This window comes from [Bacillus] enclensis (genome assembly GCF_001456935.1).
GTDB lineage: Bacteria > Bacillota > Bacilli > Bacillales > Bacillaceae_B > Rossellomorea > Rossellomorea enclensis.
The window spans coordinates 21,738-44,849 of the sequence record NZ_KQ758493.1 but is presented as its reverse complement, the minus strand read 5'-3'; the positions used below and the strand labels follow the sequence as shown (position 1 = coordinate 44,849).

Genomic DNA, 23,112 nt, shown 5'->3' with positions numbered 1-23,112 from the left:
GTTGACATCATTTTAAACCTTGTTGATGAAGCGGTCAACCAGTTGTCTTTTTAATTAAATTTTCCCATAATTCTCTCATCTTAACCCAATCTTCATGATCAGGCTTATGACCATACAGCGTACGCTCATAACGGTTGGTCAGGCTCGTCATCTCATAGGTTCCGAAGAACGTATCAATGTAACGGGAATACCCGCGGAGGGTCTGGCCATCCTGCATTTTTAATCCATATCTGCCTAATTGTTTCACCAGGGAGATATACGCTTCCGAATAGACATCTTCAGACTTTCTCCTTCTGTAATAAATAATCAGGTAATACGGGAGCCAGCGCCTTCTGAAAATATAGGCCAACACCGCTGCAAGCACCAGCAGTAAAAATCCGATCAGTATTTTACCCCAGTTCTCGGCGAAGAAGGTTTTGATCGTTTCCCAAAGATCCTTGAAAGAAAAACCTCCGCCTGCCGCTTCATCTTCAGTTGGCTCCAGCGGCTTTTTAGGTGTTTCTTCTTTTTCAGGAATCGGGGCCTGATCTTCATCCGTATCCGGTACATCGAGGTCATACTCATAGGCAATGTTATTGCTGAAGCCGACGGTCGGCTCAAACGGTACCCAGCCCACTTCGGGGAAGAATACTTCCACCCATGAATGGGCGTTGTTATTCGACACCTCGTAAAGCTTGTACTGAGAATCGATCTGGCGTCTGTATTCCCCTTCTGTATAACCTTTTACCCAGCGGGCCGGGATACCGAGGGATCTGACCATGACAACCATCGAAGTCGAGTAGTTGTCGCAATATCCCCTTTGAGTTTCAAACAGGAACTGATCGACATAGTCCTGATCTTCTTCAGGCACCGGTACGTCGAATTGATCGTACACAAATGCCTCTTTTTCAAAATATCCTTCAATGGCACGCACCTTGTCATACCAGTCTTTTTTATCCTGCGTGATCTCCGCAGCCAGGTCCTTTACACGCTGCGGAGTGGAAGCAGGGATTTGCGTATAGCGCTCGACAAATTCAGGAACCTGCATCGCTTCCTGTCCTTCGTTTGCCGCTCTCATCCCTTTTTGGGAATAAGACGGCTGGCGGTAAGTGAGTGCATATTCACTTAAGTTTACAGGTTCACCCTTTTCATCGAGACTTCTTATTTTCTCTTTTACCGGCAGGAATTCAAAATTGCCCTTTTCGTTGCCGATCACATTTTCAACCCCATATGGATAAACCACATGAGAGTACCCTTTCTCGATTTTTACGTTTTCGGTTTCGAGGTCGCGCTCCTCATCTTCAGCCGTGAATGAGAACGGAAGCTCTTCACCAGAAGCGAACGGGACACCATCCTCTTCATCCAAGGATTGCTCCCATCCTTTTCCGGTATACATATCCTTGGTCTCGATCCTCCAGTAATGTTCCCTGGTCACTTCGGACGTGAAGACAACGGTCGGATCGCCGATGAACGGTCCCCCGAGCTGGGAATCGTCAGTATCGTACCCGAGCTTGTTTACACCGCTCAAGCCTCCGGATCCTTCCGCAAATGATTGAATATAAGGTACCGGATCCGGCCACAGCGGATCGGCTTTAGGTGCGGCAAACGCCACAATCGAGCTGACCCCGAGCATCACGGTAAGCGGCACGATCCAGCGGTGCCTGTTCATATTCGCTGCCAGCCCATTCAGTTTCTCACCCTGGATCAACCGTTCAAGGGCGAGGAGCCCCATCAGCAGGAATCCAAATACAACGACCCGTATGATCGCGCTGTCCCCTTCATACTCCGTGAACGTATCGATGACGCTGATATAGGTGACCGTCATGATATAAAAAAGCAGGATCGCTTTCCTGACCGACAGCCAGTAATGAATCAGATACGTCATCAGCCATAGGAGAATGAAGAACAGCAGGCTGCGATACACAAATGATAAACCGGACCAGTCCCTGCCCAGCGTCAGGCCGAGGTTCCGCCACACATCCTTTACAAACTCACCCAGCCAGGCAAGTCCCAGCAAGGAACCTTGAAAATAAAGGGCATGCAGGGCGACCAGGATGAACACGGCTTTTACCGTACCCGACAGTAAGAAGTGGACGCGGAAATAAGAAAGTGTCAGAGCAAGCAGAATGAACATGATAAAGTACGATAAATCACCGGTATCGGTGACCACCTTTAGCGGTTTCAGCCATTCCCATAAAAGCAGGAATCCGAACAGATAGATCAATATGGAATAAAATCGATTGCTTGATGCTTTTCCCTTCATGCCCGCTTCACCTCCGCAAAGGCTGATGAGAAGTCCCCGTCATAGCAGGCCTTCAGCCAGATTCCTCGTGAGGCCGCATAAGCTTTCAACGCTTTTTCCTCATCAGTATAGGACTCGCCCTTTGCCTTCACCAGGAAAATGACGACTGAACTGCTGCGCTTTGTATAATTGTTCACACTCATGATCATTTTTTTCGAAACTTCAGCCGTTACGAAAAACACGGCCGCGGACTGCGAGTAATTCAATCCTTCGCCCTGGAGCACTTTCCCCAGCGCAAACCGGCTGTCAGGCTGAACCTTCGCCAGATGATAGAAGAGCTGCCCCTGGTGTTCTTCTCCGCCCCTGATCGGGAATGATTGATGATCCTCACCGATCGACACCAGACCGACCTGCGCTCCTTTTTTGATAATGGAGCGAATGACGGATGCCGTGAAGGTGACCATCGGTTCAAAGGCCGCGGAATACTCACGGTCGAGCACGATGAGCACATCATGGGACTGCCTTTCTTCAAATTCCTTAGTCATCAATTCATTTGTCCGGGCGAACGACTTCCAGTGAATCCATGAAAAACGGTCACCAGGCTGATACGAACGAACACCCGTCGCCATCGTCGTATCCTTCTGTATTTTCACATTCGATGAGGTCATCCCCTGATCGTAGCGGTTCTCAAGCGGCCTGTATTGAACCTCTACAAATGAAGGATAAACTAGGAGCTGATCCTTGCACTCAATGACCGCTTCTTTTTCAAATACCCCGAAAAAGTCACCGGTTTTAAGGCGTACCGCGGAATAAAGATGTTCACCGCGCGGGAGTTCATCTATGAAGTAGGACAGCTTCACTTCCCTCCTGAAACCGGGGTAGATCATCGATTTCGCTTTTTGAAATGCTGACTGCCTGAATAAAGATTCCGTCACGACATCTTCAAGCACCATATAAAATAACGGAAAAGGAACCTTCCTTCTCAGCGTCAGCGTCACCTTCAATTCATCCCCCGCTTTGTATTCAAGCGACTCGAACCTTCTCTCCACATAAAAATCGGAAAGCGGATAAAAGAACACAAATAGTGAATACAGAGCGAAAGGAATGAAGCTGTAAAAAAGGAACCAGCTCACAAATCCCCCTTGAAACATTGCGTACGTAAACGTGATGGCAATCAATAGCAGAAGAAGCAAAAGCTTGCCGATCGGCTTTAGTATCTGAAGTTTGTTCTTCATGCTATCTCACTAGCCTTTGAACCGGTACCGGGATGCGCGCCATCACCCGCTCCACCACTTCTTCCGGTGTGATCCCCTCATAACGGGCTTCCGACTTCATGATGATCCGGTGGGCGAACACAAATGGTGCGAGGAATTGCACATCATCCGGAATCACGAAATCCCTTCCCCTTAAGAACGCATAGGCCTGACACGCCTTCATTAGCGCAATCGATCCACGCGGACTGGCTCCAAGATAAACATTCGCATGGATCCTCGTGCGGCCCGCTATATCCACGATATATTTCTTAATGGTGTCATCCACCAGTACTTCCTTCACTTCTTCCTGAAGATAACGGAGCTCTTCAAGGGTCATCACAGCCTCCAGCTCATCAATCGGAGGGTTCTTCTGTGCGCGGTGAAGAACTTCCATCTCTTCAGCCGGCTCTGGATATCCCATTTTCATTTTTAAAAGAAAACGGTCCAGCTGGGCTTCCGGAAGCGGATAGGTCCCTTCATACTCGATCGGATTCTGTGTGGCCATAACGAAAAACGGCTTATCCAGCCTGCGCGTGTTCCCGTCGATCGTCACACTTCCCTCTTCCATCCCTTCAAGAAGCGCCGACTGCGTCTTCGGGGAGGTACGGTTGATTTCATCCGCCAATATGATATTTCCCATGATCGGTCCCGGCCTGAAGCTGAACTCCATCTCCTTCGGATTATAGATCGATACCCCGATCACATCCGACGGAAGAAGATCCGGCGTGAACTGGATCCGCTTGAAGCTTGCCCCCACTGATTTCGCTAGCGCCCTGACCATCATCGTCTTCCCGACTCCCGGGACATCCTCAAGCAGCACGTGACCGCCGGCGAGTAACGCCACCACGCTCAACTCTGCCACCTTTCTCTTTCCTATCATGACTTTCTCTATATTTTCAACGACGTTCTGCAATTTCGGATTTACTACTTCCTGTGTCATGCGACCCCTCCTGAATCCCTTTTATATGTTTTTTCTCTCTAACTATTAATACTTTCGTTTCGTTTTCCAAAAATCCTCCATTCCGGGTGAAAAATAATACGAATTTTTAGGAAATTTGTCATACGGATGTGCCTGGCATCATTTTTTTCAGCGGAGCAGGTGAAGCTGGTGGTGATTGTTTCGTGGATTTGGGCTGCGGCGGCGCGGAATCTTTGAATTTTGAACGATAATCTTTTAATTTCACTGATTATTCTTCGAATTCGGCTGGAAAATCTTTTAATTTGACCAAAAATCTTTCGAAAACAGGTAATAATCTTCCAAATGACGTTTCGACCACGATTTGACACTCCACTCACCGTACGTACCTGCCCCAGCCGTGCCAAAACAAAAAAAGCCAACTCTCAATCATATGAGAATTGGCTTTTCATTAGTCTCATTTCCAAAAATCATCAAACACCGTAATAGGCAGATGACGTTTATGCTGTGATTTCAGATAATGTTTCTCGATTGTTTCCTTGGCTTCCTGAGGCACTTCTTTTCCTTCCAGGAAGTCATCGATCTGATCATAAGTGACACCGAGCGCTTCTTCATCAGGAACAAGCGGCTTGTCTTCTTCCAGGTCGGCTGTCGGCTTCTTATTGTAAAGATGCTCCGGGCAGCCAAGTTCTATCAAGAGCGATCTCCCCTGCCGCTTGTTAAGACGGAAAAGAGGGACAAGGTCAGCCGCTCCGTCACCGAACTTCGTATAGAATCCTGTGACAGCTTCCGCTGAATGATCGGTTCCAAGCACGACGCCATTTTTCATTGCAGCAACCGCAAACTGAACCTTCATCCGTTCACGCGCTTTTTCGTTTCCTTTGACAAAGTCGGACATCTCCATGCCTTCCTTTTTCAAGGAAGAAAAGCTTGCATCCACTGCCGGCTTGACGTTGACGGTCATGGACACGGATGGCTTAATGAATTCCACGGCGTCGATCGCATCCTGGGCATCACCCTGCTCGCCGTAAGGAAGGCGTATTCCGTAAAATGCATACTCATCCGATCCCGCTTCCTCGTTCAGTTCATCAACGGCCATCTGGGCAAGCTTCCCTAATAAGGTAGAGTCCTGTCCGCCGGAAATTCCGAGCACCATACTTTTTAAAAATGAATGCTTTTTCAAATAGTCTTTCATGAAATCGATGCTTCGTCGTATCTCTTTCTTCGGATCGATTTCAGGCGACACCATCATTTCATCAACGATCTGTTTCTGAAGAGAATCCATAGTTTCACACTCCATGTTAGGTTTTATCACATTATATCCGTTTATGTTACCCAATCACAAATCTAATTACCTGGCTGAGTGAAATCTTTCCTTCACTTCAGCCTTTACTTTCTGAATGAGGCTCATCTTATTTGTCCAGCACTCATCGCTTAAATCCACCGGATATTCTTCCGGATTCATGGAACGCTTGTACTCGTCCCATAACAGCTCCAGATTTTCATTGACGAATTCCCTCATCACTTGAAGCGAAGGTGTTTCATATACGAGCTCACCATTTTTGAATACATCAACATGAAGCTCCCTTGCTTCAAAATTCGTCACGAACTTGCTGATGTATGTGTGAACCGGGTGGAACATCTTGAGCCGGTCTTCATGCTGGGGATCTTCATGCTCAAGCGTAATATAATCCCCCTCTGATTTATGATTAACCTTATTGATGATCCGATAAACCTTTTTCAATCCTGGAGTGGATACTTTTTCCGCGTTACTTGAAATCTTGATGGAATCTTCCATCTCACCTTTTTCATTCTCGATCGAAGCAAGCTTGTAGACCGCACCAAGCGCCGGCTGATCGTATGCCGTGATGAGCTTCGTGCCGACACCCCATACATCGATCTGGGCTCCCTGCGCTTTCAAGTTCAATATGGTATACTCATCCAGGTCATTGGATGCAATGATCTTCGTTTCGGTAAAACCGGCTTCATCCAGCATCTTGCGGGCTTTTTTGGATAAGTAAGCCATATCCCCGCTGTCGAGGCGGATCCCCTTGAAATTGATCTTGTCCCCAAGCTCTTTCGCAACCTTGATCGCAGCCGGCACTCCTGATTTCAGGGTGTCATACGTATCAACGAGGAACACGCAGTCCGTATGGCTTTCAGCATATTTATGGAAGGCCGTGTAATCATCCTGATAAGCCTGTACCAGCGAATGGGCATGAGTACCTGAAACAGGCATTCCGAAAATCTTCCCTGCACGCACGTTGCTGGTCGCATCAAATCCACCGATGAACGCAGCACGCGTACCCCAGATTGCCGCATCCAATTCATGTGCACGGCGGGTACCGAACTCCATCACCACTTCATCATGGACGACCTGCTTGATACGGTTCGCCTTCGTCGCAATCAATGTTTGATAGTTAACGATATTGAGAATCGCCGTCTCTAGAAGCTGAGCCTGTGCAAGGGGCGCTTCGATCCGCAAAAGAGGCTCATTGGCAAAAGCAAGCTCCCCTTCCTGCATAGAACGGATTGTCCCGGTGAAGCGTAGGTCACGTAAGTAATTGAGAAACTCCTCCTCATACCCAAGTTCACTCAAATACTCAATATCACTCTTACTGAAATGAAAATTCTTCACAAACTCAATCACACGTTCCAAGCCGGCAAACACCGCATATCCATTACCAAAAGGCAGCTTTCGAAAGAATACCTCAAAAACAGCCTTTCGATTATGGAAATCATCATCCCAATAGGCCTTGGTCATATTTATCTGATATAAATCTGTATGCAAAGCTATGCTGTCATCTGTAAAATGTGTCATGATTTCTCTCCTTCTGCATTCCAACCGTTAGTCAATAACACCATTGTTTCTATTCTACCCAATTATAGCGGTTTTTCCGAATGTTTTGGTTGTGGAAGTATTGGAAAGTGCGAATCTGCTTATACACTGCGAGTCTCTCTAAACACCGCTATTGATTTCCGTGCAAGACTTCGCTTTCCGCGGGCGGTTGGTGAGCCTCCTCGTCACTGCGTTCCTGCGGGTTAGAAAAGCGGAAGGGCTTTGATTAGAGGCGGGTGGCATAAGGCGAATCGTCCACGAAGGCGTACTTTGCCTTCTGGGCGAGTTGACTTATGTCATGTGCCTCTAAGCCCTGAAGCTGGACAGGTCTCACCTAACACGCTTCTCCCGCAGTCATCCATGTATCGCAAAAAATCAGCTATACACCACAGAGAATGAAAATGGTTATTAGGTGGCCATACTTGTGCTACGGCTGGATGAGGAAGGTCGAGACTCCTTGGTGCGTGAGAGCCCTACCCGCAGTCTGACTCCTTCGACCACGGTGCATCACAGATTGTTGCTCCCTTACGGGAAGCACTCATGGTAGATTAACCCTATTCTGGTTGTTGCGCCAGCCTCTACAATTTTCCGCCGTAGAAAGGATGTTTTCAATGGATATTGTCATTGAGAATGCTTGTGGTTTGGATGTCCACAAAGATACCATTACGGCTTGCGCCATTACACCAGAAGGAAAGGAGATTGAGACGTTTTCAACTAAAACCATTTATTTAATCGAGTTGGTGGACTGGGTTAAGAAACATAAGTGTACCCATGTGGCAATGGAAAGCACCAGTGTGTACTGGAAACCTATTGTCAACCTGCTAGAAGCAGAAGAGATTGAATTTTTCGTTGTGAATGCCCAACATATTAAAGCTGTTCCAGGTCGTAAGACCGATGTAAAAGATGCCGAATGGATTGCCAAACTTCTTCGTCATGGATTGCTTAATTCCAGTTATATCCCTGATCGAAATCAGCGTGAATTACGAGAACTTGTTCGATATCGCCGGAGCATTATTGAAGAGCGTGCCAGACAACAGAATCGAATTCACAAAGTGCTAGAAGGAGCGAATATCAAGCTTGGGTCTGTTGTTTCTGACGTATTGGGTGTCTCTGGGCGTGATATGCTTCGTTCCCTGGCTGAGGGAAATGATGATGTTGAAGAATTATCAAACCTTGCGAGGGGCGTTATGAAAAAGAAAAAAGATGAATTGAAACTTGCGCTTCAAGGATATATTCAAGATCATCAACGCTTCATGATCAAAACGATACTGGATCATATCGATTTCCTGACCGATCAAGTCGATAAACTCGATATCGAGATTGAGAAAAGGATGGAAGAATCTCAAGAAGACATAGAACGTTTAGATTCCATTCCTGGGATTGGGAAAAAAGTGGCGGAACAAATGATAGCCGAACTTGGCACAAATATTAAGGAACAATTTCCTACTGCACCTCAAATGTGTTCATGGGCAGGATTGGTTCCGGGGAATAATCAAAGTGCGGGAAAACGAAAGTCGTCTAAAATCATGAACGGAAACAAATACCTTAAATCATCACTAATTGAAGCAGCTCATTCTGTTCGTGGATCCAAAAACTATCTTGGCGCCCTTTACCGAAGAACGGCTTCACGGAAAGGTAAAAAGCGCGCAGGAATCGTTGTAGCCCATGCCATGTTGCGAATCTCCTACTATCTCTTAACTCGAAAAGAAATGTATGTAGATTTAGGAGAAGATTACTTTGATAAACAAAAACAACAATCCATTGTCAGGCATTCACTACGTAGGTTAGAGGGATTAGGTTACACAGTGACACTTGAGGAACCAAGCGCATCTTAAATCATTCTCCAACTCACTAGAAATTTGAATAAGACGCTCTCCCTAAAAAAAGAAGAATGAGCTGCGTCTTCTTTAGTATTGCCGTTTTTCCATATTATAGAACTTTATTTTCATGGTAGGAGTCTTTGTCTTGCACTCCAATCAATCGCTGGGAATAGACCAAAATAATGGTTGGTGTACTAAAACCTTCAAATTTAAAAGCTTGAAGACTTTCTTCAAGCTTTTAAACAAACGTTTGATTAAATAAAAGATTACAGACAATGTCACATTTCTTCTTTCTGCAAACCTCCCTTGAAAGAGAGTTTTGTATTATTTCCAATTGAAAGCACCCCATTATTTTGACCATTATTTTCGAATCATTTTAATAGACACTTCTTGATAATTTTTATCCCCTCTAACTATTGGTTTCATTTTCCATTTATTGAAGCTTGTTGTCCAGATTTATAAAGTTATAATTTTATATAGAAGTAATTGTATGATTTTTCATACTTTTACAATAAAACGAAAAAATCTTTGCTGTTTAGGAGGTTGAAATGAGAGAAATTACGCCAGGATCGATAGTATCATCTACTCAGTATGGATATTTAAAAGTACCAAAAAAGGTCCGGACACAGTGCCCGGGTTGTCGTAAACAAGGAGAGTTTTCATTAAAAGCCAACTTTTATCAGATTAAGACCGGTGTTTTTTCAGAGGGAATTTGTTCTGTGTGCAAAAAACCCTCTACTTTTATTCTAATGATCAAGGAAGACTCATCGAAACAAACGAAAGAAGTCACCATCCACGTCTATGATCCAACTGCAACAAATGGCCCTCTTGATAAAATTCAAGACAACAAGCGGATTTCACAAGATCTTGTAAGGTCCTATCGTTCAGCATTAAATGTGAATCAGTCGAATGATCACTCAGCCACAGCCGTCATGACCAAGCGGGTTCTTGAAAGTTTAGTGAAAAACCTGAATACGGATAAAGCAAAAAGCCAGACATTATCCGAACAGTTTGAGCAGCTGCCAAAGAATGTTGATTTATCATCGCCCATTCAAACATTAAGCCAACTCACCCGTCCGGACACTCCATTTTTCCAAATGCTCGAGCTGGAAAAAGAGGTAGATGACAAAACAGCAGAACTGCTGATCGAGCTGTTAGAAGGTTTGATTGACTATTTGTATGTAGTTCCTGAAAAAATTGAGACCATAAAGCAGAAGATTGAAAAGAAATATTAGTACTTGAAGAGCCTGAGACAAACTGAATTTCACCACCTTAAACCGCACAGCTTAAGAGAGGGCTCTAAATACCGCTATTGATTTCCGTGCAAGACTTCGCTTTCCGCGGGTAGCCCGTGAGCCACCTCGGCAAGCCTGCGGGGTCTCACATAAGCTACTCTTCCCGCAGGAGTCTTCGTCTTGCACTCCAATCAATCGCTGGAAATAGCTAAACTCCTAAGTGTAGAATAAAAACCCGAACTAATTCGCCTTATCACATGCAATTTAGTTAGGGTGTGACTTAAATAATCACCTTTGTCCCAGCCTCTTCAAAACTTTGTATTCAGTTATCAAGATTTTTAAACAAACGTTTGATTAAACTCGTAATTCATCAGGTAGTTCTGTGTTTTCAAGGAGTTCCATCAGCTTCTTTTTGATGATCTCAGGGTCCTCAATTTCTTCATTTATGAAAGACAGCTTGTGGATTCTTTCATCCCGGTCGCTTTCACTTATGGCAGCACGCTTGAAGTAACCGCCAATCTCTTTCGGGATGATAAATTGGAGTTCTACATATAAATCCATGCCGTTTTCGCTAATATCGTATATAAACTCGATCTCCCGATATTTAGTCCTGAACTCTTCCGGAGGGAAATATTCGATTTCGTGAGCCACAGGCACCTGTCTGCTTGATAGCATCGGATAAAGGGGATGGTTCAGGATTTTTTTATCAATGACCCATTTCGGTTTGAACCCCGGATAGTGAATAACTTCTTCTCTATTTGTCTTCACAAACCCCAGCTCTTCCGTCACGATTTTATTTACGTATGGAAGAAGTGGATGTTCATTTACCTCGATAAAATCCATATCCCTCGGATCAAGCTTATAAGGAAGATCAATGTCCGTCTGAATCCAGCATTTTCTGTTTACTGCACTCTTCGGCGTAAAATAAGGAACTTTCAATTCGAAAGGCAATACCAACTCATTGAGCTCCTTCTGCTCCCCTGACAATCTCATTTCAGCAGTGATCAAAGAAAGATTAGCCACCGTATCATCAGAAAATGGGAACTGCTGCATAAGTGAAACACTTACCTTCTCTATTTCTTTAAACCCTTTCTTACTCGACAGCTGAATTTCACCAACAAGCGTACCACCGGGCGTCACCCGCTCTTCAGTCAGCACAGTGTCCACCTTGACGTGGCCGATTGTCCTGGTGATCAGTTTTTTAAATTTAGCGTTGCGCATGACTTTTTTGTGTTTGTTGAACATGGGGATCTCTCCTTTTAACATTTAGTAGAACTATTTATGTTGATGTCTTCTGGTTTTTTAAGGAAAGCTGGCAGTGTCATAAGGAGTAAAATAGATCCGATATAAAGCAGGATTCCATAGCCTATGCTACTATTCAGATCTTTGGCTTTCATAACACCAATGGATAGTGGAACCAACAGCAAAAAGCTGAATACAACGATGTGGTAGCCACTGCTAAACTTGCTCTCATAGATCTTTGAAAAAGCCTGAAATAGACCTTCCCTGAAAAAATGCAATAGGATAAAGCCGACAATCCAACAAGATGCAAAATAGATCCAGGCAGTATTATCCTTTTGCCAGAAATATTTAATGATTGGCTGAGCAAATAAGTGGGACAAACAGAAAATCAGGCAGTAACTCTGAATGGAAAAACACCTCACTTTAAGCTCCACCGTCTTCCAAGAAACAACAATCACCATCATTAATATGAAAGAAATCACCGCATTTACTTTAAACTGAGGTGTCGACCATTCTGGTAGAGCACTGAATAAAAAAGTAACAATCACAATCGAAACAGCCACATGAAGGATCCGGCTATCCTTAAAGGATAGGTCGTTTTTCTCTAACAAGCGCGATTCGTCATTCTGAATCATTTCTCCAGCTCCTTTACCCGACTTGGCTTAATCAACATTATTGGGGCTATAAACAGGAATAACAGAGCAAAAATGAAAAAGAAAGACGAAAGGGCAATTGCATTAGGATTCTCGGAGAAGTTTATGGTAGAAAAGAAAATTACTCCAAACCCGAAGATCAAGGTGAAAACGGTATAAAAGTACTTTCCAACGAGATTTTTAGAAGGGTTTACAAACCCTGTTGCTATCGATTCCCTATTAAGGAAAGGCAAAATAATCATAATGATGATCAATACCATTCCCAGCCAAGAGATAAGTTGACCAGCGAACACCCTAAAAAATGGAATGACAAAGTAGATGGCTAAAGCAATAATCATTACATAGGACAATAAAGAAAAATATCGTTTACTCTCATGTTTGGTCTTTAACCAAAAAACAAAAAATAGGATGCTGCATAATCCAGCGAGCCCCATATTCACCGCTAGAAGCGACCAGTTTTCATACGGTACAAAGCTTGCCAAAAAGCCCATTAAAACCAGCAGAAACGTCGTCGAAAAGATTCTGCTCTCTTTAAAGGGGACTGGTTTGTTTGTTGTCATACAATCACTTCCTATTGCGCGAATAAAATTTATACTAGTAAAGTTTTATATATATTTATAAAAATATGGATTCGGTTGTACTATCTATGTCTTTTTTATTTTTCAAGCGGTGGTATACAAACGCTGCATGCACACCTCGAAAGTATACAGCGATGAATAAAGCCATCATAATTAACCTACCTGTCCAAAAGCCCGCTGTTGTATTTTCTAATGAAAATAGCATAAGAACCTGTGCTAATAGATACATAAAGAGAAGACCGATCGCTGCTGTCCTGCTTTTCTTAGCAAACAGCCAAATGACTAATATGAGCCCGATTGCCAAATCAATAAAACTCCAGATATTCAATCCAGGAATTATCGACTGCCCAACCCCTATGGTAACAATAACAATCAATAGCTGTATTCCCAGACTAATTGAAGCAAGGATCCCCATTAAGTTTACTCGCTTCTTTGCTTCTACTGCATTCACTCAAATCATTCCTTATAAATTTCACTTTATACCAAGGATAGGTATTATGAATCTTAAATATTACTTAAAATGGAAGTTCGGTTATATAGAAAAAGCTTGAAAATAGTATCAAGCTTTTATTCCAGGAGAATAGAAAGAGGTTTAAACTATTGCAGTGACAGCTTTTCCCCATCAATCGTTTCAATTTTAAATGTCTTACCATCTAATATTCCTTTTTCAACGAGGAGATATTGTCTTGGGAATTTTCCTTCAGGATCTGTTTCTCCATAATAGAAATTAACCTTAATCGCAATCTCATTCTCATTGAGCATAAGGCTATCAGTTTTATAAGACTTACCTTTCATTTCTTCATCCGAAATCTGCCACAAGAGCATATCGTACTTATCCCAATCATATTGCTCATCGTCAAACATATCCGGATGATTTTCCTTTGTATAGATCCAAATTCCTGGGTTTGGCTGACGGTCTGGTGCCATATAATCGTGGAAGAAACTAATCCGAGTAAAGGGAAGTTGTTCCGATGGTGAAGATTGATTGGGTTCCACACCAGAACTCTCATCTTTTTCTACTTTTTCTTCATTTTTTTCTTCATCGTCTTCTCTTTTCTCTTCACCTATTTTTCCCTCATCATCTTTTTTACTCTCTTCAGATTCTTTTTTTACTTCTTCGGTTTTCTTTTTTTGATCTTTTTCATCTTTGGATTCAGAACTTGCTTCTTCTGAACTGCATGCTGCAAGCAACCCTACCATGAAAATGAGCAATAGCGTAAATAATTTATTTTTAGTATTCATCTGAAATCTCCTTTTCTACTGAATATCCTTAAAATGGAAGGAATGACTTGTGAAAAAGAGCTTGAACATAGATATTCAAGCTCCCGTATTTTCTTTCATCTGAATCTGTTGAATATGGTTCTTTCGCATATATGGCAACGCAATTCCCACTATAACTGCTGTGAGAGGAAGTCCGCCGTCTCCTGCCAGCCACTCTATTACTGATACCGGTACATATATGGCGTAGAAGAAAATCATCAAGAATAAGTAGAACCTTCTCCAGCGTTTTTCTTTTTTAGACATGCTACAACTCTCCTCGGAAATTAATTAGAAGATATTATTTGATTATTAAAATCCAATTCTTTAATAAATGGAATTCTTGGACCTTTTGAAACTTGTTTAATATTCTTTGTAAAGCTTCCAATAAAATTGTCAGCTTCAACTGAGTTAAACTTACCGGTCCCTTCAATTACAACCCGTTGATCATTATCAAAAAGTTTTACTTTGTAGTCAGAAGAACTAACGCTATTTGAAGAAAGTTTACTTGAAACGTTACCGGGGATTTCATTTACAGCGTTGTTAACTTCTTTTTTTATAGCATCTTTTAATTTGTCGTTGCCGGGAATTTCTTCAATAAGAACCTCATTGACCGAGAGTCTTAATGCCTTGCTTTCAGAAACATCACTGTTCCACACATATTCTTCTTTTCGGTCTTGAATTTTCTTTTCTATCGATTTTCCTTCAATTAACCCTTTTCCAATTCCTATTAGTGTCTCATCATATTTCTTTACACCGTCCAAAGTATAATCGTAAACAATATCGGTTGCGGTTAAAGCAGCTTGTTGAGAAGCTGTCGATGCTTGCTGTTTTACTGCAAACGCGCCCATTATATTTACAGAGAAGACAATAATCAAACCGGTTAAGAGAAGCAGCCAAATCATCAATATACTAATATGCCCTCTATTATTCTTAATTAAATTCACTGTCAATCACCCTACTGCTCGCAGACTGGTTAAACGTAATGGAAGAAATACTCTTCCACTTATCAGGTATAAACATTAAGTCAATCGACACATTTGCTCTAACTTCGAAATCCCCATCACTTTCTTGAGATGGGATAGTTAGACTATTCAAGGTTAAATAAGAGCTATTCCCTACTATCTTCTGGGCTGCTTGTTTAGATTCTGTAAGTGTATCTCCTTCTGCGTATACCTTTGCTGCTTCATTAACTGCTGATTGTGAGGTAATCAAGGCGTATCCTAGTACAAACCCTTGAAAAACCAGCAGCATAAACAGGAAGAAAAAAGGCAAGACTCCTATAAACTCCAGACTTATCGAGCCTTTATCATTTTTTAAAAGTCTTTTAAGCATGATTCCATCTCCTGTTACACAGATACTTCACGACTCTGTATCTTTTCAGAATGAAAATCAGCCATGTCGTACCATTTTTTTATATTTGCTGAAACGATGATAATTAGCAGTGGAAAAAGTAATAGATTAATAAGCATATTACAAATGACGAAAGCCAATGTGTTTTGTGTAATAAAAGAAATTCCTATATTTACCGCGTAACCCAGGAGCATTTCAATAAGAGAGATTGATACAAGTAACATCAATAGTTTAAAGAAATGCTTCTTAGCTAATAAGAAGGCGGTTCTCCATACTTTCCTTATTGGCTGATCCTTTAACACAGTGATATAAGGTAAAGGAAATAAAAACACCATGATTAAGATACCTGGTATCACGAAAGCTAAGAGTCCTAAAATGCTTAAAACTGTATAAAGGATCGCAAATAAAAATACAGAAAAACCATATTTCATGAACATCCCTAGTGATAGTTTCAGCTTATTTTCTTTATCATTTATTTCACCAAATGTGTAGGTAATAAAGGGGGTTTGACAAATCGTAAATAGGACTAAAAGAAATAAAATGTTGGACAAATCTCCAAAAAACGGTACTCCGTAGACGGTTGCAATGTAATAGCAAACATTTACTACATAGTTATGAAAAAGCAATGCAGGTAATAGCACTAAAAAAGAAATGAGCAAGATAGACTCTATATTTTTAAAATAAATTTTTAAGGGTTGATTTATATACATTCCTCAAGCTCCTTAATTCCTAATTAAAGGTACGATATTTTTTTCAAACATGTATCTTGTCTCGACATCTTGCAATCTCCTGAATTCTTTTAGATCTTCCTCTGAATATGACAACTTAGAAGCATCTCCAACTTCTTTTGATATAACTCCTTCAATAAACTCTTCAATTACTTTTAATCTTTTAATAGTTTTCAAGTTCTGAAGCGATTTATATAGCTTATTTGACTTTGGTTTTACATCTTCTAAAATTAAATCTAAATCAGAAAAATTTTCATATTGCATTATTTGTTCCTTAAAGAGTAATTCATGCCATTTAATAAATAGATAATATAACCTATTAAATGTCTCCTCGCTCAACGCCTTATCATACTTTTGAACTTTATGAGCAATTTGAACAATCTCTTTGTAAATTCGAACCAGTTCTTCGTGATTTTCATAAATGGTATGGCACATTTTCTTTAATAAACTTATCTCTTTGTGCAATGGGTGATTCATTGATATTTCTGGGTAAACTTCCTCAATTTGTTTTTCAATTTTCTTCATCATCCCCACAGGCCGATTTAAAGTATCTTTCATTTTTCTATTAGCGAACCCTATCATATTGTTATAACCATTTATTCTAAACACTATTGGTTTTGCTTCTTCTAAAGTAGGCATATGTCCATCTTTTCTTACAACAACAGCCCCTGACAATTTAAAAAGAAATGTTTGGTATAAAATATAATGATAGAATTCCCCTTCGCCTTCCACAGTATACGGAATAATATCTACTAACTCATTCCATTCTTTCTTCTTTTTATATCCTTTTCTAACTTTGTTAGGAAGAAAGTTCATTATTTATTAACCTCCAAATAATGTGGTCTTAGCCCAGTTCCATGCTTTTTTACCTTGCTCTTTTATTGCTTTAGCTGGCTTCGAGTCTAAAATTTTCTCCCCTACCTTAGATTTTCTAATAAAGCTTGAGAGTTGTTTTCTGTATTTATATGCTGTGGCACCTAACCACATCGCTCCACCTACAACTGCCATCCCCGCACCAATTACTTGTGCTCCAGGAATAGGAGCAGCTGCCACAAGCAAACTCCCATTCATTAATGTTTCTCCAACAGATCCAATGGTTTCTCCCATTAGTTGATTTCTTTCACTATCAGAAGTAGCATTATAAGCAGAATTCCATTTTGTCAATGATTCAATACCAGAGGTAACTGTTCCTACTGCAGCAACCCCTATATTTAACCTGGAAATAGGCTTCCAATTCGGCACTACTGGCGCACGCCCAAGAGCGGTCTGGATTTTACCATAAGAAACTTGAGCAACCTTATATGCATTATCAGCTGTGGTATAGGAGTTAATTCCTGTATCATAAACGTCACCAGTCCACTCGAGACTAGTCCCTTTGGTAGCCATTTTATAGACACCTGTAGTCATATTCCATTTGAAACTAGCTAAATTTTTCCACCCTGTCCTATCTAATGCTGCGGGGTTCATAGAGTCAGAATAAGCATTGCTTAATGCTGTCATATCCCCTGCAAAGTTAGCAGTTGTACCACCAATATCATTAGTCACAAACTTCATTGCATCTACCCATGAAACCTTCGGTTCGTCATCGGTTACTACACCTGGTTTTCCTGGTATGTTCCTAACTTCCAGCCTGTTCATGAGATCTCCATTGTTATTTATGTAAATGGCTAGATCGTTATTAAAATCAGGTTTTTTCTTTATTGTTGGCCTGTTTTCCGGTTGAACGGGAGTGAAGGTGCCATCCCCATTTGGTTTCAGCTTCACTCCATTTGGTAGTTCAATAGGTTTAACAGGGCCTACAGGTGCCAATATAGGAGTTTTACCTATGTTAGCCCATGGATCTGTTTCACTAACTCTTCCTTCTAGAGAGAAAGGTTCCACTTCCAAGTCATAGCCTATTACTTCTAAATTAAATCCTTCCTGATCTAAGTTAAAACCCTTTATATCCAAGTAGAAGCCTTCTGTTGCGTTAGCAGGTGTTAGAAAGGGAACTATGTTTAAAGAAAGCAGAAAAATGACAGCAAGCATTGCGAGAACTTTTCTACCCTTGCTTTTGTACATGTTTTTTCCCAACCTATTCTTTATTAGTATTGTATTTTTCATTGATAATTCTGTTCATTTCTTCAAAGTTTGCAGAATTAAGATTGTGCATATCTTTTTCAAATTCTTTCTTCATACTAATGATATTCTTTCTTCTTCCATCAACTTTTTCCGCCAAATAACTATACGCTTCGCCTGTGACTCTTTCATTTTCTCTTAAATAAAGCAAAGATCCCCTGAGGTTATTAGTTTCTTCCAGGTTATTGCTTCCCCAGTCACTAGCAAATTGAAAAATATCGCTCGTATTCAACACTTTTTCAGTTAGGTTTTTTCCCAACGCTTTTGTTTTCCATGATTCCCATTTTTCAGCAATCTCCTTGGCCCGGTCAAACTCGTTTGTTAATCCATCAAGATCATATACATTTGCATACGAACCATCAGCTGTGTGTGCAACCTCTTGTAATTGTTTTTGTCCAGCCGCATCTACATCAAATCCAAGGACATTGACAATCGGCTTTACATTAGACTCTTTTAGTTCTTTTGCCTCTGTAACTGGGTTTCCGTCACAAGTTTCAATTCCGTCACTGACTAGATATATAATATTTGTGTTTTGATCAGCTGGATACTCAGACAAATCTTCATTTGCTTTTTGAAGAGAATCGGCGACAGGTGTCCATCCCTTCGGCTGAATATCATTTAAAGTTTTGCTCATTTTGTCTTTATCGTAATTTGAAAAACCAAAGACTTTTTCATTTGCTTTACATGACAATTCTTTATCTTTATCACTACCGGATCCCTTATGACCATAAACTCTCAAAGCAACATTTGCATCACCTGGTAAAGTCTCCGTGAAATTTGCAATAGCTTCTTTGGCTAATTCCATCTTTGATTTCCCATCTACTTGCGCCTTCATACTTCCGCTTGCATCTAAAATAATTTCAACATTGAGATTTTCTTTAAATTGGTACCTCGGATCATCTATCTCCGGACTCCCAAAAGACTTTATTTTCAATGATTCTACCAATTGGTTCGGATCCTTATAATCCCTTGCAAACATTTGAACAAGGGTATTCCAATAAGCATCGTAAATTTCTTCACCTTCCGTCCCGTTCAAATCAGGAAGCTTTTCTAATTCTTTTACAATCATAGCTTGATCTTCTTCATCTCTAAATAATTTGTTCGCAAAGGGGCCAGAATGGTAATTTATTATTTCTTCCATTGTCACAGGTGCTTTAGGAGAGTTTTTAATGACCTCATATTTATCAGATTCATTGTTGCTACCGGACTCAGTTTCTTCATTTGATTTTTCTGAGCTATTGGAAGTTGTTTTAGATTGCTTAGAATCGCTCTGTTCACTTTCTTGACAACCTGTCACTACGACCAATGCAGCCAGAAGCATAACGAACAACACATTCAATTTGTATTTTTCAAACAATGCTTTTTCCCCCGTTTTTCTTAGAAGAATTTTTAAGTATATAGAACAAGCCTAGTTGAACTAGACTTGTTCTAAGTGAAGCTATTAATTCATCATTGATGATATTTTGTCAAAAATACTTCCTACCATTCCTGATACTCCGTCTCCGTTAGCACTAACTGCTGTAGACAATAAAGTTACAATCGTAATAATAACAGCTGCAACACCTATCCACTCTAGTGCTTGTGATCCTCTCTCATTTCCTGTATAAGTCTGTACCTTTGAATAAAATTTTGTGCATAAGTTTTTCATGTTTGTTCCTCCTAGAATGTTTTTTAAATATATTTAACCATTTTGGTTATTTCACTAGATCAAAAATATTATTATCTCCAAATAAGAGATTCATCACCATCAATCCACCGACGAGTAACATTGCTGTCGGTGCGATGATAAAAGTAGTAATTAATGTTATCTTTGGCGAAGCTTTAGCCGCCTTCTCTTTTACTTGTTCTTTTCTGATTTCCCTCATGTCATCTGCCTGTATTTTAAAGGTAGTTGCTATCGGAACCCCGAGTTTTAAACCCTGAATCAATGACTTTATCAAGTTTTGAAACTCAGGATTGCTGTTTCTTTCCATCAACTGGCGGTATGCTTCTTCCCTGGGGACTCCTAGATTAATTTCATGCAGGAACCTTGAAAATTCTTCTCTAAGTGGTCCATCAAAGAACTGAATCACCTCCCTAAGTGCCTTATCTAAATCAATTCCCGCCTGGAGACTGACGCTCACAGTATCCAAAAAATCAGGTAAATCATAACGAAGTTCCTCTTGCCTCTTTTTCGCCTGATTTTTTAATAGGATAATAGGAATGAAATACCCTGCAACCGGAAATAATGCGACTGCGAATTGAGACAAAGGGAATTGAATGATAAAAAGGATGATTCCACTAACCAGCCCTATAAATGCTAGATAAATTTTAACTCCTTGAAACCTCTCAACAGTCAATTCGAGTCTGTTTCCAGATTTACGAAGCCAGTCTTCAACGTCTTTTTCCTCACTGAAGAAGTTAACCCTTTGACCGATAGACGAAAAATCATCACCGTATTTCAGTACTTTCTTCAGGACCTTTGACGTCAACGTTTCTTTTTTCCTAAGTGACTGTTCAAAATTCGCAACCGACTCATTAAGATGTGTTTGCAGTTCCTGTTTCTTTTGCAGATAGACATATAAATGCCTCATGCCGAGAATAAACATAAACCAAAAAAGTATAATACAAACAAGAATTAAGGCATCCATCTTCTCACACCCTTATATTGGAAACTTTACGTATTAATACGAATGATAGGACGGTTCCTGCTATAAACATGATTCCGAGGATTGCCCCTGGTATTGTAAATAGATTATCCAGGAAACCGTCTACCATCTGGTTCATCATCAACAGAATAAAGACTGGCATGGCTGGAAGGATATAAGATACAAACCGCTGCTCAGCAGTCATGGTCTTTATTGTTTGTCCGAGTATTTTTCTTTCTTCCAGTGTCTTGGACATCTCATCCAGGACAGCATGAAGATTACCACCTGCATTTTTCTGTATGAGGAGAGTAGCTATAAAAAGCTTAAAATCCCTCGAAACATTCCGGTTCTGCATTTCCCTCAGAGCTTGTTCGAAATCAACACCCAGAGCCAATTCGTGGGATAATTTTTTGAACTCTTCTTTCGCTGGTGAACTGACTTCGTTACTTACCAATGTTAACCCTTGCTGGATCGTCATTCCGGCTCTAACTGAGTTACCGAGCAGCCGGCATACTTCAGAAAGCTGTTCATTCAGTCTCTCTTGATGTTTATTCTTTCTTAGTGCAAACAATAAATAGTAGATGATCACTACCAACACAACTGCAATAATTAAATTAAATGGAAATGAAATTCCGAAAAGACTGTTGGAAAATACGGCAATTGCCATACCTCCCACGATTAACATCCCATAAAACTCCGATGGAGTCAGAGGGACATTTGCTTCCCGTAACTTTTTTTGCATCGGCTGTGCCAGTTTAGTTTGATCAAACCGATCCCCTAATAGAACGATAAAGCTTTTTCTTTTTTCGCTTCCTTCGAACCACTTACCGACTTTCTGGCTCCATTTCCTTTTTTCAGAACGATAGCCAAGATAGCTGTATACGCCAAAAACCCCTACTAAGACAGCCAGGCTATATAAGATTGCTGGAAGCATAGCTCTCCCCCTCTTCAAACAGTTTAGGAGACAGGTCCTGACCGAAAATCTGCAGTCTTTCAATGCACTTTGGTCTATATCCCGTTGCTGTGAAATCGCCTAACACTTTTCCATCTCCATCAATTCCATATTTCTGAAATTTAAAGATCTCATGCACATGAATTTTCCCATCTTCATCAACAACTACCTCTGAGATAGAAGTGATTCTACGTGAACCATCTGTTAAGCGTTCTCCTTGCACGATGATATCCAATGCACCGACAATATATTCCCTAACTATATGAGTAGGCAGATCCATTCCGGCCATCACGACCATTCCTTCAATACGCCTTAATGCATCTGATGGCGTATTGGCATGGACTGTGGTGATGGAACCTTCATGCCCCGTATTCATAGCTTGAAGCATATCAAAGGCTTCAGGGCCACGTACTTCCCCTACAATGATTCTGTCAGGCCTCATTCTCAGCGCATTTTTAACCAATTGCCTTATGGAAACTTCTCCTTTTCCTTCTACATTTGGAGGTCTGGCTTCCATTCCAACTACATTGGATTTATCAAGTTTGAGCTCAGCTGAATCTTCTATGGTGATAACCCTCTCACGAACAGGAATTGAATTACCCAGAACGTTGAGCAGTGTGGTTTTCCCACTGCCTGTTCCTCCTGAAATCAAGATGTTCATCTTAGACTTTACAATTGCTTGAAGGAATTCACTCATGCCTTCGCTTAAAGAATTGAACGCTAGTAAGTCAAACATCTTAAAGGGATCCTGGCGGAACTTCCGTATTGAAATGAGTGTCCCATTTAAACTTACAGGAGGGATAACCGCATTTACACGGCTACCATCTGGTAACCTTGCATCAACCATTGGTGAGCTTTCATCAATTCTTCTGCCCAGAGGAGCGACGACTCTATCAATGATATGCCTAACGTGCTTTTCATCCCTAAAAGTAATATTGGTTAGCTCGAGTGCACCGCCTCTTTCAATAAATACTTCTTGGCTGCCATTGATTAATATCTCTGTAATCGATTCATCATTCAGCAGCGGTTCTAAAGGTCCGTAACCTACGGATTCATCTATCAGTCTAGTTAACAAGAGCTCTTTATCGTGACGGGGGATGACAACCTTCTCCTCGGTCATGAATTGACTGACAAGCTGTTCAATCCTGAGCCTCATTTCCCCTTGAGATAAATTAGTAAGTGCCTCTAAGTTCGCTTCTCTCAGCAGCCTTGCTTTATAGTGGTTTACCAATTCATCTACATACGGGTTATCCAGACTGGACCCTTTATGACTATCTTGAACCTTTTGTGGCCGGCTGTTTTTAAATAACGCCATTAACA

General features: G+C 41.1%; 23 protein-coding genes. 2 read left to right on the top strand and 21 right to left on the bottom strand.

The window, feature by feature from the left end; translation table 11 throughout:
* Nucleotides 1-34 precede the first annotated feature (34 nt).
* The 5 genes from AS034_RS21200 to AS034_RS21180 form a co-directional block, all read right to left on the bottom strand.
* On the bottom strand, nt 35-2,242 hold the full coding sequence (locus tag AS034_RS21200; protein ID WP_058300073.1) for a transglutaminase TgpA family protein: 2,208 nt from the start codon (nt 2,240-2,242) through the stop codon (nt 35-37).
* Entirely contained in the window at nt 2,239-3,456 is a 1,218-nt protein-coding gene (locus AS034_RS21195) for a DUF58 domain-containing protein (protein WP_058300072.1), read from the bottom strand. Before AS034_RS21195 ends, AS034_RS21200 begins: the two co-directional genes overlap by 4 nt.
* 1 nt (nt 3,457) lies before the next feature.
* Nucleotides 3,458-4,414, bottom strand: coding sequence for an AAA family ATPase (locus AS034_RS21190; protein WP_058300071.1), 957 nt, complete (start codon nt 4,412-4,414; stop codon nt 3,458-3,460).
* A 433-nt stretch (nt 4,415-4,847) separates the two neighbouring features.
* Nucleotides 4,848-5,675: an ammonia-dependent NAD(+) synthetase gene (gene nadE / locus AS034_RS21185; protein ID WP_058300070.1), complete on the bottom strand. Its 828-nt coding sequence runs from the start codon at nt 5,673-5,675 to the stop codon at nt 4,848-4,850.
* Nucleotides 5,676-5,741: 66 nt separating this feature from the next.
* Entirely contained in the window at nt 5,742-7,211 is a 1,470-nt protein-coding gene (locus tag AS034_RS21180) for a nicotinate phosphoribosyltransferase (RefSeq protein ID WP_032085388.1), read from the bottom strand.
* 629 nt (nt 7,212-7,840) lie between these two features.
* On the opposite strand from AS034_RS21180, the gene AS034_RS21175 reads away from it, so the two are divergent.
* Nucleotides 7,841-9,064 (top strand): IS110 family RNA-guided transposase, encoded by a 1,224-nt coding sequence (locus AS034_RS21175; protein ID WP_058300069.1) that lies wholly within the window; start codon nt 7,841-7,843, stop codon nt 9,062-9,064.
* A 533-nt stretch (nt 9,065-9,597) separates the two neighbouring features.
* A complete protein-coding gene (locus AS034_RS21170) occupies nt 9,598-10,284 on the top strand; it encodes a hypothetical protein (protein ID WP_058300068.1) in 687 nt (228 codons plus the stop codon).
* Nucleotides 10,285-10,638: 354 nt separating this feature from the next.
* Here AS034_RS21170 and AS034_RS21165 read toward each other — a convergent pair whose 3' ends face one another.
* From AS034_RS21165 to AS034_RS21090, 16 genes are all read right to left on the bottom strand, one after another.
* Entirely contained in the window at nt 10,639-11,529 is an 891-nt protein-coding gene (locus AS034_RS21165; protein ID WP_058300067.1) for a sporulation protein, read from the bottom strand.
* 14 nt (nt 11,530-11,543) lie between these two features.
* A complete protein-coding gene (locus AS034_RS21160) occupies nt 11,544-12,161 on the bottom strand; it encodes a hypothetical protein (RefSeq protein ID WP_058300066.1) in 618 nt (205 codons plus the stop codon).
* The gene (locus AS034_RS21155; protein WP_058300065.1) at nt 12,158-12,739 is read right to left on the bottom strand and encodes a hypothetical protein; all 582 of its coding nucleotides are present in this window, start codon (nt 12,737-12,739) and stop codon (nt 12,158-12,160) included. The genes AS034_RS21160 and AS034_RS21155 overlap by 4 nt, the downstream gene beginning before the upstream one ends.
* A 55-nt stretch (nt 12,740-12,794) precedes the next feature.
* Entirely contained in the window at nt 12,795-13,208 is a 414-nt protein-coding gene (locus tag AS034_RS21150) for a hypothetical protein (RefSeq protein ID WP_058300064.1), read from the bottom strand.
* A gap of 146 nt (nt 13,209-13,354) precedes the next feature.
* Nucleotides 13,355-13,999 carry a hypothetical protein gene (locus AS034_RS22855; RefSeq protein WP_058300063.1) on the bottom strand — a complete coding sequence of 215 codons (645 nt, stop codon included), beginning with the start codon at nt 13,997-13,999 and terminating at the stop codon, nt 13,355-13,357.
* Nucleotides 14,000-14,074: 75 nt separating this feature from the next.
* On the bottom strand, nt 14,075-14,281 hold the full coding sequence (locus AS034_RS21140) for a hypothetical protein (RefSeq protein ID WP_058300062.1): 207 nt from the start codon (nt 14,279-14,281) through the stop codon (nt 14,075-14,077).
* Nucleotides 14,282-14,301: 20 nt separating this feature from the next.
* A complete protein-coding gene (locus AS034_RS21135; protein WP_058300061.1) occupies nt 14,302-14,961 on the bottom strand; it encodes a Tad domain-containing protein in 660 nt (219 codons plus the stop codon).
* On the bottom strand, nt 14,948-15,349 hold the full coding sequence (locus tag AS034_RS21130) for a TadE/TadG family type IV pilus assembly protein (protein ID WP_058300060.1): 402 nt from the start codon (nt 15,347-15,349) through the stop codon (nt 14,948-14,950). The genes AS034_RS21135 and AS034_RS21130 overlap by 14 nt, the downstream gene beginning before the upstream one ends.
* 14 nt (nt 15,350-15,363) lie before the next feature.
* On the bottom strand, nt 15,364-16,077 hold the full coding sequence (locus tag AS034_RS21125; protein WP_058300059.1) for a hypothetical protein: 714 nt from the start codon (nt 16,075-16,077) through the stop codon (nt 15,364-15,366).
* Between the two features lie 12 nt (nt 16,078-16,089).
* Nucleotides 16,090-16,911, bottom strand: a complete 822-nt coding sequence (locus AS034_RS21120) for a hypothetical protein (protein ID WP_058300058.1) — start codon at nt 16,909-16,911, stop codon at nt 16,090-16,092.
* Between the two features lie 6 nt (nt 16,912-16,917).
* On the bottom strand, nt 16,918-18,198 hold the full coding sequence (locus AS034_RS21115; protein ID WP_058300057.1) for a hypothetical protein: 1,281 nt from the start codon (nt 18,196-18,198) through the stop codon (nt 16,918-16,920).
* Nucleotides 18,170-19,570, bottom strand: coding sequence for a vWA domain-containing protein (locus AS034_RS21110; RefSeq protein ID WP_058300056.1), 1,401 nt, complete (start codon nt 19,568-19,570; stop codon nt 18,170-18,172). Before AS034_RS21110 ends, AS034_RS21115 begins: the two co-directional genes overlap by 29 nt.
* An 84-nt stretch (nt 19,571-19,654) precedes the next feature.
* Nucleotides 19,655-19,861: a hypothetical protein gene (locus tag AS034_RS21105; protein WP_058300055.1), complete on the bottom strand. Its 207-nt coding sequence runs from the start codon at nt 19,859-19,861 to the stop codon at nt 19,655-19,657.
* 46 nt (nt 19,862-19,907) lie between these two features.
* The gene (locus AS034_RS21100) at nt 19,908-20,843 is read right to left on the bottom strand and encodes a type II secretion system F family protein (protein WP_058300054.1); all 936 of its coding nucleotides are present in this window, start codon (nt 20,841-20,843) and stop codon (nt 19,908-19,910) included.
* A gap of 4 nt (nt 20,844-20,847) precedes the next feature.
* Nucleotides 20,848-21,774 (bottom strand): type II secretion system F family protein, encoded by a 927-nt coding sequence (locus AS034_RS21095; protein ID WP_058300053.1) that lies wholly within the window; start codon nt 21,772-21,774, stop codon nt 20,848-20,850.
* Nucleotides 21,752-23,107 carry a TadA family conjugal transfer-associated ATPase gene (locus AS034_RS21090; RefSeq protein ID WP_058300052.1) on the bottom strand — a complete coding sequence of 452 codons (1,356 nt, stop codon included), beginning with the start codon at nt 23,105-23,107 and terminating at the stop codon, nt 21,752-21,754. Before AS034_RS21090 ends, AS034_RS21095 begins: the two co-directional genes overlap by 23 nt.
* Nucleotides 23,108-23,112 lie beyond the last annotated feature (5 nt).